The organism is Streptomyces javensis, from assembly GCF_039525925.1.
GTDB classification, from domain to species: Bacteria; Actinomycetota; Actinomycetes; order Streptomycetales; family Streptomycetaceae; genus Streptomyces; species Streptomyces asiaticus.
This window is the reverse complement of the sequence record NZ_BAAAIF010000019.1, coordinates 129,721-140,680: the sequence shown is the minus strand read 5'-3', so window position 1 is coordinate 140,680 and position 10,960 is coordinate 129,721. Positions and strand designations below refer to the sequence as shown.

The 10,960-nt window shown below is 72.9% G+C and carries 7 protein-coding genes and 2 pseudogenes; 6 read left to right on the top strand and 3 right to left on the bottom strand.

The features are described from left to right. Window positions 1-598 (top strand): annotated as a pseudogene (locus tag ABD329_RS19655) (SWF or SNF family helicase); the annotation flags it as partial. A gap of 368 nt (window positions 599-966) precedes the next feature. Beyond that, window positions 967-1,947 (top strand): annotated as a pseudogene (locus ABD329_RS19650) (pectinesterase family protein); the annotation flags it as partial. A gap of 124 nt (window positions 1,948-2,071) precedes the next feature. Here ABD329_RS19650 and xylA read toward each other — a convergent pair. Further along, a complete protein-coding gene (gene xylA / locus ABD329_RS19645) occupies window positions 2,072-3,244 on the bottom strand; it encodes a xylose isomerase (protein ID WP_198279195.1) in 1,173 nt (390 codons plus the stop codon). A gap of 118 nt (window positions 3,245-3,362) precedes the next feature. Here xylA and xylB point away from each other — a divergent pair, with 118 nt between their 5' ends. Continuing rightward, entirely contained in the window at window positions 3,363-4,820 is a 1,458-nt protein-coding gene (xylB, locus tag ABD329_RS19640; protein WP_198279194.1) for a xylulokinase, read from the top strand. Between the two features lie 99 nt (window positions 4,821-4,919). Further along, complete coding sequence (locus tag ABD329_RS19635) at window positions 4,920-6,218, top strand: ROK family protein (RefSeq protein WP_198279193.1); 1,299 nt, start codon at window positions 4,920-4,922, stop codon at window positions 6,216-6,218. Here the strand turns inward: ABD329_RS19635 and ABD329_RS19630 are convergent. Then, window positions 6,199-6,687 (bottom strand): GNAT family N-acetyltransferase, encoded by a 489-nt coding sequence (locus ABD329_RS19630; RefSeq protein WP_246618734.1) that lies wholly within the window; start codon window positions 6,685-6,687, stop codon window positions 6,199-6,201. The two genes, ABD329_RS19635 and ABD329_RS19630, sit on opposite strands and share 20 nt — an antisense overlap. A gap of 70 nt (window positions 6,688-6,757) precedes the next feature. Further along, window positions 6,758-7,675: a phosphatidylinositol-specific phospholipase C/glycerophosphodiester phosphodiesterase family protein gene (locus tag ABD329_RS19625; RefSeq protein ID WP_198279191.1), complete on the bottom strand. Its 918-nt coding sequence runs from the start codon at window positions 7,673-7,675 to the stop codon at window positions 6,758-6,760. Window positions 7,676-8,067: 392 nt separating this feature from the next. Between ABD329_RS19625 and ABD329_RS19620 the strand changes: the two genes are divergently transcribed. Together ABD329_RS19620 and ABD329_RS19615 are read left to right on the top strand one after the other, a co-directional pair. Further along, window positions 8,068-9,480, top strand: coding sequence for a family 2B encapsulin nanocompartment shell protein (locus ABD329_RS19620; protein WP_198275628.1), 1,413 nt, complete (start codon window positions 8,068-8,070; stop codon window positions 9,478-9,480). 90 nt (window positions 9,481-9,570) lie between these two features. After that, entirely contained in the window at window positions 9,571-10,959 is a 1,389-nt protein-coding gene (locus ABD329_RS19615; protein ID WP_198275629.1) for a family 2B encapsulin nanocompartment shell protein, read from the top strand. Window position 10,960 lies beyond the last annotated feature (1 nt).

Below are 10,960 nucleotides of genomic sequence, written 5' to 3'. Positions count from 1 at the left end.
GGCCCCGCCCGCGGTCGCCGCGCCCGGCCGTCCTCCGGCGCTGGCGGGCGGCACGGACCCGGCCGAGGGGCTGGACGTGGCCGCGCTGGAGTTCCTGGCGGCGGACGCCGCGGTACGCGCCCAGCGGCTGCTGGCCGAGGCTCTCGCACCCGGCCACGCCACCGCCCCGGTCGCGGTTGCGCTGACGGTGTGGGAGGACACGGTGCGGCTGACCGCCGCCGGTCCCCCGGCGGCGGTCGCCGCCCGGCTCACGGCGGGCTGCGGGCGCGACCGCACCGATCTGGCGCGGGCCGTCCGCGCCTGGGAGCACGGCGGGGCCGCCGCGCTCACCGTGCTGGAGGAGGAGTGGACGCCGGACGCGGAGGCCCTCGCGCGGGCCCGCGCCCAGCTCGCGACCGCCTGGGAGGGGGACGAGCGGGCGCCCCGGCTGCGCGCCACGGCGAACCGCTGGACGGTGGTGGGCGCCGATCTCCAGGTGCGCTACGGACACGACGGCCGCTGGTGGCCGTACCGCAGGGAGCGCGGCCGCTGGTGGCCCGCGGGCCCGGCCGGACACGACCCGGCGGCGGCGCTGGCGATGCCCGGCTCCGACGGCTGACGCGGCGGCGCACGGCCGGTGGCGGCGTCCCCTCCGCCATCGGCCTCGGGCCAGGGCCAGGGCCAGGAGGGGCGTCCCGCCCCGAGGGCGCTTCGGTGCCCGCAGGCGAGACGGGCGGAAGGTCCAGGCGGCCCGCAGATCCATGCGGGCGGCAGAACCGGCCACGCCGAAGGCAGCCGGGCGGCAACCTTTGGGTGGGCCGTGGAGACCGTAAGGCGTCAACCCCCTCGGCACGCCTCCACGGGACGGAGTCACCGACCATGACCCTCAGCCCACGGCGCCCCCGGCGGCGCCGCCCCGCTCCGCTCATCGGCTCCCTGGCCCTGGCCACCGGCGTCGGGCTCGCCGTCGCCCCGGCCCACGCCGCCACGCCCTCCGCCGACAGGCCCACGGCCGCGGCGGCGACCATCGTGGTGGCCAAGGACGGCAGCGGCGCCTACACCACCGTGCAGGCGGCCGTCGACGCGGTGCCGGCGAACAACCCGTCCACCGTCACCATCTCCGTCAAGCCCGGTACCTACCGCGAGACGGTGAAGGTGCCCGCCAACAAGCCGCACATCCGGCTGGTGGGGACCACGAGCAGCAAGAACGATGTGACGATCGTCTACAACAACGCCTCCGGCACCCCCAAGCCCGGCGGAGGCACCTACGGCACCAGCGGCAGCGCGACCGTGGCCGTCGAGGCCGATGACTTCCAGGCGCGCAATCTACAGTTCGTGAACGACTTCAACGAGGGCAACACCGGCATCACCGACAAGCAGGCGGTCGCACTGCGCACCGCGGGCGACCGGATCGTCCTGGACAACATCGGCGCGCTCGGGGACCAGGACACCCTGCTGCTGGACTCGGCGAGCAAGGACAAGGTCGGCCGGGTGTATGTCAACAACGCCTGGATCCAGGGAAATGTCGACTTCATCTTCGGCCGGGCCTCCGCCGTGATCAACAAGTCGGCGATCCGGCTCGTCAAGCGCTACGACGGGAGCTCCGGCGGCTATGTCGCGGCGCCCTCGACCGCGGCCGGGAAGAAGGGCTTCCTGTTCATCAACAGCAACATCACCGGGGATGTCAGCAGCCGGTCGTTCTATCTCGGCCGTCCCTGGCACGCGGGCGGCGACGCCAGTCTCGATCCGCAGGCGATCGTTCGCAATACGGATCTGTCAGCGGCGGTCAAGACCACACCGTGGACAGACATGAGCGGCTTCTCCTGGAAGGACGACCGCTTCTCGGAGTACAAGAACACCGGCGCCGGTTCCGGTGCGGCGAGCACGGACCGTCCGCAGCTGACCGACGCCCAGGCCGCGGACTACGAGATCGCCGACTGGCTCGGTGGCTGGCAGCCGTCGTCCTGAGCGGTCGGCTGCCGGAGTCCTGAGCCGGTGAGAGCCCCGGCCGCCGGTCCCGTCGGCGGGCGGGACCGGCGGCCGGACCCGACCGGCCGGACGCGGTAAGCCAAACCCGGTCAGCCGGACCCGGTCAGCCGCGCGCGGCCAGCAGATGGTCCATGGCCAGCTGGTCGAGGCGCTCGAAGGCCATGCCGCGCTCGGCGGCCGCCTCGACGTCGAAGTCCTCGAAGGCCGTGCGGTCCGCGAGCAGCGCCGCCGGGGTCTCGCCCTCGTCGAGGGTCGGCAGGCCCAGCTGGTCCAGGCGCGAGGCGCGCAGCGCCTCCTGGACCTCGGGGTCGGCGCGGAAGGCGGCCGCGCGCTCCTTGAGGATGAGGTAGTTGCGCATGCAGCCCGCGGCCGAGGCCCAGACGCCCGAGATGTCCTCGGTGCGCGGGGGCTTGAAGTCGAAGTGGCGCGGACCCTCGTAGCCACCGGTCTCCAGCAGGTCCACGAGCCAGAAGGCGGCCCGCAGATCGCCCGCGCCGAACCGCAGGTCCTGGTCGTACTTGATGCCGTTCTGGCCATTGAGGTCGATGTGGAAGAGCTTGCCCGCCCACAGCGCCTGTGCGATGCCGTGCGGGAAGTTCAGCCCGGCCATCTGCTCGTGGCCCACCTCCGGGTTGACCCCGTACAGCTCGGGCCGCTCCAGCCGCTCGATGAAGGCCAGGGCGTGGCCGACGGTCGGCAGCAGGATGTCGCCGCGCGGCTCGTTGGGCTTGGGCTCGATGGCGAACCTCAGATCGTAGCCCTGCTCGGTGACATACGCGCCGAGCAGGTCGAACGCCTCCTTCATCCGGTCGAGCGCGGCGCGTACGTCCTTGGCGCCGCCGGACTCGGCGCCCTCGCGGCCGCCCCAGGCCACATAGGTCTTCGCGCCCAGCTCGGCGGCGAGGTCGATGTTGCGCATGGTCTTGCGCAGCGCGTAGCGGCGCACATCACGGTCGTTGGCGGTGAAGCCGCCGTCCTTGAAGACCGGGTGGGTGAAGAGGTTGGTGGTCGCCATGGGCACGGTCATCCCGGTGGCGTCCAATGCCTGCCGGAAGCGCTTGATATGCGATTCGCGCTCGGTCTCGGAGGCCCCGAAGGGGATGAGGTCGTCGTCGTGGAAGGTGACGCCGTACGCGCCGAGTTCGGCGAGCCGGGTCACGGACTCCACGGGGTCGAGCGCCGGGCGGGTGGCGTCCCCGAACGGGTCCCGGCCCTGCCAGCCGACCGTCCACAGTCCGAAGGTGAACCTGTCCTCGGGGGTGGGGTTGTAGCTCATCGCGGCTCCCTCGCCTATTTCGTCATGGCACTTTACAAATTAGTATGCGCGAGCATTCCGGGGAAGCCCCGTACAGTCCGCACACCGCACGACCCATGAACGCAAGGGAGAGCGCGAGATGGCAGCAGCAGCCGTGCCCGTGCCGCAAGGACCGCTCGTCGTCGGCGTGGACAGCTCCACGCAGTCGACCAAGGCGCTCGTCGTCGACTCCGCGACCGGTGCGGTCGTCGCCCGAGGACAGGCCGCGCACACCGTGGGCGGCGGCAGCGACGGCACCGGTAAGGAGTCCGTCCCCGAGCAGTGGTGGGAGGCGCTCACCGAGGCGTTGCGCCAGTGCGGGACCCCGGCCCGGGAGGCGGCCGCGGTCTCCGTGGGCGGTCAGCAGCACGGCCTGGTCGCGCTGGACGCCTCGGGCCGCTCGGTGCGGCCCGCGCTGCTGTGGAACGATGTGCGCTCCGCGCCGCAGCGCGACCGGCTCATCGAGGAGCTGGGCGGCCCCAAGGCGTGGGCGGAGCGGGTCGGCAGCGTGCCCGCGCCCGCCTTCACCGTCACCAAGTGGGCCTGGCTCATGGAGAACGAACCGGAGGCCGCCCGCGCCACCGCGGCCGTCCGGCTCCCCCACGACTACCTCACCGAGTGGCTCACCGGCTACGGCACCACCGACCGTGGCGACGCCTCGGGCACCGGCTGGTGGGCCTCGGCCACCGAGTCCTACGACGAGGAGATCCTGGACCGGGTCGGGCTCTCCCCCGAACTGCTGCCGCGCGTGCTGCGCCACGGCGAGGCCGCCGGGACCGTACGGGAACTGCCGGATCTGCCGCTTCCCACCGGTGCCCTGGTGGCCACCGGCACCGGCGACAACATGGCGGCCGCCCTGGGGCTCGGGCTGCGCCCGGGGCAGCCGGTGCTGAGCCTGGGCACCTCCGGCACCGTCTACGCGGTCTCGGCCCACCGGCCCACCGACCCCACCGGGGTGGTCGCCGGGTTCGCCGACACGCGCGACGCCTGGCTGCCGCTGGCGTGCACGCTCAACTGCACCCTCGCGGTCGACCGGATCGCGGCGCTGCTGGGCCGCGACCGGGAGGCGGTGGAGCCGGGCGGCTCGGCGGTGCTGCTGCCGTTCCTGGACGGCGAGCGCACCCCCCATCTGCCGCACGCCTCGGGGCTGCTGCACGGTCTGCGCCACGACACCACCCCCGGGCAGGTGCTCCAGGCCGCCTACGACGGGGCCGTCTTCGCCCTGCTCACCGCGCTGGACCAGGTGCTGGACGCGGACGCGGCGCCCGACGCCCCGCTGCTGCTCATCGGCGGCGGCGCCAAGGGCACGGCGTGGCGGGAGACGGTCCGGCGGCTGAGCGGACGCCCGGTCCAGGTGCCCCGGGCCGAGGAGCTGGTCGCCCTCGGGGCCGCCGCACAGGCCGCGGGGCTGCTGCTGGGCGAGGACCCGGCGGCGGTGGCGCGGCGCTGGTCGACCGCCGAAGGGCCGTCCTACGGCCCGGTGCCCCGCGACGAGGCGGCGCTGGAGCGGCTCTCCCGGGTGCTGGCGGACGCGGACGGACTGCTGCGCCACGCGTGAACGCGCCGCGCCACGCGTGGACGCCGCACGGCGGGGTCGCGGCGCCGTACCGGGGTCGCCATCGCGGCCGGGCGCCCGGTGTCGTACCGGCCCGGCACAATGAGCGGATCGGCCGAGAGGAGACGGATTCAGGTGGCAGCGCCACTGCCCAACACCCAGCAGGCGATGCGCCGGCGCAATCTCTCCCTCGTGCTGCACGCCGTGGCCGCCCACGGCCCGCTGTCCCGTGCCGCGGTGGCGGCGCGGGTGGGGCTCACCCGGGCCGCCGTCTCCACGCTCGTCGACGAGCTGATCCGGGACGGGCTGCTGGTCGAGCTGGGCCCCTCCCGGCCCGGCACGGTCGGCCGCCCCGGCAGCGCCCTCCAGCTCAACGAGCACGGTCCGGCCGGTCTCGGCGCGGAGATCGGGGTGGACCACCTCGCGGTGTGCGCGGTGGACCTCGCCGGGCGGATACGGGCCCGTACGGAGCTCGCGTCGGCGAACCGCGACCGCCCACCGGCCCCGGTGCTCACCCAGCTCGCCGGTTTGGTCCGGCAGGTCGCGGCGGAGGCGGAGCTGGGCGGGCTGCGGCCGGTGGGGCTCGCGGTGGCGGTGCCCGGCCTGGTGGCGCGGGACTCGTCGCTGGTCGTCCGCGCCCCCAATCTGGGCTGGGAAGGGGTGGACATCGGCCCCGAACTGCGCGCGGCGCTGCCCGGTCTGCCGGTGACGGTGGACAACGAGGCGAATCTGGGCGCGCTCGCCGAGCTGTGGCGGGGCGGCCACGACCCGGCGCCCCGGGACTTCGTCCATGTCTCGGCCGAGATCGGCATCGGCGCCGCGGTCGTGCTCGACGGGCAACTGCTGCGCGGCACCCACGGCTTCGCGGGCGAGCTGGGCCATGTGCCGGTGCGCCCCGAGGGGCCCGAGTGCGCCTGCGGCGGCCGGGGCTGTCTGGAGCAGTACGCGGGCGAGGAGGCGGTGCTGCGGGCGAGCGGACTGTCCCCGGAGGAGGCCGCGGCCCGGCATCCGGGCCCCGGTGGCCGTATCGCCGTGCTGGCGGTGCGGGCGGCGAGCGGCGACCAGCTGGCGCGGCGCGCGCTGCGCGGCGCGGGCTCGGCGCTCGGGATCGCCCTCGCGGGCGCGGTGAATCTCCTGGACCCGGAGAAGGTGGTGCTCGGCGGCGCGCTGACACCGCTTGCGCCCTGGCTGCTGCCCGCCCTGGAGCGGGAGCTGGGCCGGCGGCTCACCGACCCGGCCCGTCCGGGCAGCGGGGCGGTGACCGTCTCCCGGCTCGGCCCGGACGGTCCGCTGCTGGGCGCGGCCAGCTCGGTGGTGCAGGCGGTCCTCGACGATCCGGCGGGGTTCCGGGACCCCGCCGGGGCCGGTGAGCCGGCCGGGATCAGAGGAAGCGATGCATGATGTGCAGCCCCACATAGCCGTTCGTGGGGTGGGCGAACGCCTTGGGGACGGTGCCGATGACCTCGAAGCCGAGTGAGCGCCACAGCGCCACCGCCCGGGTGTTGCTCTCCACCACGGCGTTGAACTGCATCGCCTTGTAGCCCTCGGCGCGCGCCCAGTCCAGGACGTGCTCGCCCAGGGCGCGGCCCACACCGCGTCCGCCGTGCTCGGGGGCCACCATGAAACTGGCCCCCGCGATATGCGCGGCGGGCCCCATGTGGTTGGGGTTCATCTTGGCCGAGCCGAGGACCGTGCCGTCGGGGTCGGTGGCGACGACGGTACGGCTCGGGGGCTCCAACATCCAGATCTCGCGGGCCCGGTCCTCGTCCAGGTCGCGGGGGTAGGTGTAGGTCTCCCCCGCGGCGACGATGCGGCGCAGAAAGGCCCAGATGGCGGGCCAGTCCTCGGCGGTGGCGGTCCTGATGAGCATGAGGGCAAGCATGGCCGTGCGGGCGGCGGCACGCGAGTGATTTTCTCCCCGGCCGCCGCCCAACCAGGCGTCAGCGGGCAGCGCGCAGAAACGCCTCCAGGCCCGCCAGGTCATCGGTGTTGAGGTAGTCCACGTCGGCGGCCAGGAGCTCGCGCCACAGGGCGTCGCGCTCCGGACCCGCCACGTCCGGGGTGGCCCAGAAGCGCACGGTCTGCCGGGCGCCGTGCGCGGAGGCGACGAGGCGGCGCAGCGTCTCGCGCTCCGCCGCCGGTATCGGACCGGCTCCCGTCCAGGTGAAGGTCTTGGTCCAGTCGGCGCTGATCAGCGGGATGAAGGAGGCGGGCACGCCCGAGCCGAGATCCTCCAGCCGCCCGTCGTAGAAGGCGTGGCGCACCTTCTCGGCCTCCATGGGGGCGCGTGCGCCGCGGTCACCGGAGATGACGGCGGTCACCGCGCCGCGGCGCACCCGGCCGCCGACCCCGCCGTAGGCGGCGCTGAACAGGTGGCCGTAGCGGCGCAGCCGTTTGGCCAGCTCCAGGTAGGTCGGCTCGCCGGCGGTCTTGAGGTCGATCAGCAGCTGGAGCGACAGGTCGTAACCGCCGTAGACCCGGCCCCCGTTGGCCTTCACCCGCCGGGCTAGCGGGTCGAGGTAGAGCGACTCCAGGGTGCGGGTGGGGTCGAGGTCCGTGGCGTCGTGCGCGACCAGCAGCTGGCCGTCGACCAGCCAGATGTCGGCCTCCACGCTGCCGAAGCCGTGGGAGAGCGCGTCGAGGAGCGGACGCGGGTGCTCGTAGTCGTTGTGGGCGTGGGCTCTGGCCAGCGGCCGCTTGCCCTTGGCGCGGTCTCTCGGGCCGACCTTCGAGTTGTCCGTCGCGACGGCGGTGTCGCCGAACGAGGCGGACGTGCCCGCGAACGCGGGCGCGGCAGCGCCGCCCGCCAGAGCGGCTCCGAGGGTGACGACAAAGGCACGGCGTGTACGGCGGTCCATGGGGCCTCCCGGCTCTCGTCCCGGCGGGGTGCCGGATACGCAGGATCGACGCCAGTGAGTATCGGACGGCCGTACACCCAAAGGGCAGTACTGAGCGAAGAGTTCCACGGGTGGTCCCCGGCCATTTCCTCGCCGTTCCCGAGGTGCCGGGGCGGTCGCGGCGGTGCCCGTGGGGGGCGCGGGGCGGGTGCGCGCGCCGGGTGAACGGGCGGGGCGCGGGGCCGTCGGCCCACGACGCATTCGGAATGTTTACCCGTCGGCGGCGGCCGCCATAACCCTCAGCCGGGCACTCTTTTGAGTGAATGCAAAGGCCCAAAGTCCGCTGATAGCTTGGCAGTTGCTCGAGCGGAATTTTTCTTCAAGGTCCGTACAGGGATGGGTGAGCATTCACGATGACGACGTCCGTTGAACCGGGTTCCGGTACCGACATTTCGCAGCCGCAGTTGAGCCTCGGCACGGCGGCCGCGCGGAATCTGGCGACGACGACCAAATCCGTTCCGCAAATGCAGGGCCTCACCTCGCGGTGGCTGCTGCGCATGCTGCCGTGGGTGCAGGTTCCGGGTGGTTCCTACCGGGTGAACCGCCGGGCGTCCCATACGCTCGGCGACGGCCGGGTGGAGTTCACCACCACCGGATCACAGGTGCGGGTCATCCCGGTCGAGCTGCGTGAGCTGCCGCTGCTGCGCCGGTTCGAGGACACCGAGGTTCTCGAGGCCCTGGCGGACCGCTTCGCCCAGCGGGAGTTCGCGCCCGGCGATGTGCTGGTGGAGGCCGGGCGCCCGGCCGATGAGCTCCTCCTCATCGCCCACGGCAAGGTCGACAAATTGACCGAGGGCGCGTTCGACGAGCCCTCGGTGGTCGGCTCGGCCGCCGGTGGCGACCACATCGGGGAGCCGGAGCTGACCGCCGCCGAGGCGGGCACCTGGGGCATCACCGTGAAGGCCGTGACGTCCTGCACGGTGCTGGCCCTGCCCCGGCAGGAGTTCGAGGAGCAGCTGGACCGCTCACCGGAGCTGCGCGCGCATGTGGAGGCGGTGCGCTCCGCGCCGGAGACCGACCGGAACGAGCACGGGGAGGCGGCCATCGCGCTGGCCTCGGGACACTCGGGCGAGCCGCTTCTGCCGGGCACCTTCGCGGAGTACGAGCTGACGCCGCGGGAGTACGAGCTGAGCGTGGCCCAGACCGTGCTGCGCGTCCACACCCGCGTCGCCGACCTCTACAACGAACCCATGAACCAGGTCGAGCAGCAGCTCCGCCTCACCATCGAGGCCCTGCGCGAACGCCAGGAGCACGAGCTCATCAACAACCCCGAGATCGGCCTGCTGCACAACGCAGACCTCTCCCAGCGCATCCACACCCGCAGCGGTCCGCCCACCCCCGACGACCTCGACGCGCTGCTGGCCACCGTCTGGAAGGACCCGGGGCTGATCCTGGCGCATCCGCGCGCCATCGCGGCGATCGGCCGGCAGTTCAACAGCCGTGGCATCTCCCCGCAGCCCACGGAGGTGAACGGGCATGCGCTGCCCGCCTGGCGGGGCGTGCCCATCCTGCCGTGCAACAAGATTCCGGTCTCCGGGAGCGGTGTGAGCTCGATTCTCGTTCTGCGCACCGGGGAGGAGAACCAGGGGGTCATCGGGCTGCACCGCACCGGAATTCCCGACGAATACCAGCCGAGCCTCTCGGTGCGGTTCATGGGAATCAGCGAGCAGGCCATCATCTCGTATCTCGTCAGCGCCTACTATTCCGCGGCCGTGCTCGTCCCGGACGCACTCGGAATTCTGGAGAACGTGGAAGTCGGGCTCTGAACCGCCCGGCGGACCCTGACGTCCACCCGACCGGGCCTATGGCCTTCGCATACCTTCCCGAAGATCTACCGAAATGGGTGATGAGCACTTATGACCACCTCCGTGGAGTCCGGTGAGCAGCCGCTGAGTCTGGGCACGGCCGCGGCACGGAATCTGGCGACCACCACCAAGTCCGTTCCGCAGATGCAGGCCATCTCCTCCCGGTGGCTGCTGCGCGTCCTCCCCTGGGTCCAGGTGTCGGCCGGTACGTACCGGGTGAACCGGCGGCTGACCTACACGGTCGGGGACGGGCGGGTGGAGTTCATCACCACCGGATCACAGGTGCGGGTCATCCCGCCGGAGCTGGGCGAGCTGCCGACACTGCGCGGCTTCGGGGTCACCTCCGTGCTGGAGTCGCTGGCCGACGGCTGTGTCCAGCGCGAGTACGCGCCGGGGGACGTGCTGGTGGAGGCGGGCCGCCCGGCCGACCAGGTGTTCCTGATCGCCCACGGCAAGGTCCGCCAGATCGCCCCCGGCGCGTATGACGAGGGCAGCACGCTGGCGGTGCTGGCCGACGGGGAGTACTTCGGCGACGCGGTGCTGGCCGGTCCGGAGCACACCTGGGAGTTCACCGCCCGGGCCATCACCCGGACCACGGTGCTCACCCTCCCCCGCCGCGTGGTCCAGGAGGCCGCCGACCGCTCCGCGGCGCTGCGCGACCATCTCCAGGGGCTCGCCGAGCGGACCGCGCCCGCTCAGAACCGGCGCGGTGAGGCCGATATCGCCATCGCGTCCGGCCACTCGGGCGAGCCGGCGCTGCCGGGCACGTTCGTGGACTACGAGCTGGAGCCGCGGGAGTACGAGCTGAGCGTGGCCCAGACCGTGCTGCGCGTCCACACCCGCGTCGCCGACCTCTACAACGAACCCATGAACCAGGTCGAGCAGCAGCTCCGCCTCACCATCGAGGCCCTGCGCGAACGCCAGGAGCACGAGCTGGTCAACAACCGGGATTTCGGTCTGCTGCACAACGCCGACCTGTCCCAGCGCATCCACACCCGCAGCGGTCCGCCCACCCCCGACGACCTCGACGAGCTGCTGGCCCGGCGCCGCAAGACCCAGTATCTGCTGGCGCATCCGCGCACCATCGCCGCCTTCGGGCGGGAATGCAGCAGCCGAGGTCTGTATCCGCAGGGCGTCGAGGTGGCCGGGCTCGCGGTGCGGGCGTGGCGCGGGGTTCCGCTGCTGCCCTGCAACAAGATCCCGATCAGCGAGTCCGGCACCAGCTCGATCCTGGCGATGCGCACCGGGGAGGAGAGCCAGGGGGTCATCGGTCTGCATCAGACCGGTATCCCGGACGAGTACGAGCCCAGTCTGAACGTCCGGTTCATGGGCATCAGCGAGCAGGCCGTGACGTCCTATCTGGTCTCCGCCTACTACTCGGCGGCGATCCTGGTGCCCGATGCGGTCGGTGTGCTGGAGGACGTCGAGATCGGCCGCTGAG

What these genes read in the sequence shown, in the direction of transcription:
- xylA (WP_198279195.1), bottom strand. Translation starts at nt 3,244, where the DNA reads ATGAGCTACAACCCCACCCCCGAGGACAGGTTCACCTTCGGACTGTGG.
- xylB (WP_198279194.1), top strand. Translation starts at nt 3,363, where the DNA reads ATGGCAGCAGCAGCCGTGCCCGTGCCGCAAGGACCGCTCGTCGTCGGC.
- ABD329_RS19625 (WP_198279191.1), bottom strand. Translation starts at nt 7,675, where the DNA reads ATGGACCGCCGTACACGCCGTGCCTTTGTCGTCACCCTCGGAGCCGCT.
- ABD329_RS19615 (WP_198275629.1), top strand. Translation starts at nt 9,571, where the DNA reads ATGACCACCTCCGTGGAGTCCGGTGAGCAGCCGCTGAGTCTGGGCACG.
- ABD329_RS19630 (WP_246618734.1), bottom strand. Translation starts at nt 6,687, where the DNA reads ATGCTCATCAGGACCGCCACCGCCGAGGACTGGCCCGCCATCTGGGCC.
- ABD329_RS19635 (WP_198279193.1), top strand. Translation starts at nt 4,920, where the DNA reads ATGAGCGGATCGGCCGAGAGGAGACGGATTCAGGTGGCAGCGCCACTG.
- ABD329_RS19620 (WP_198275628.1), top strand. Translation starts at nt 8,068, where the DNA reads ATGACGACGTCCGTTGAACCGGGTTCCGGTACCGACATTTCGCAGCCG.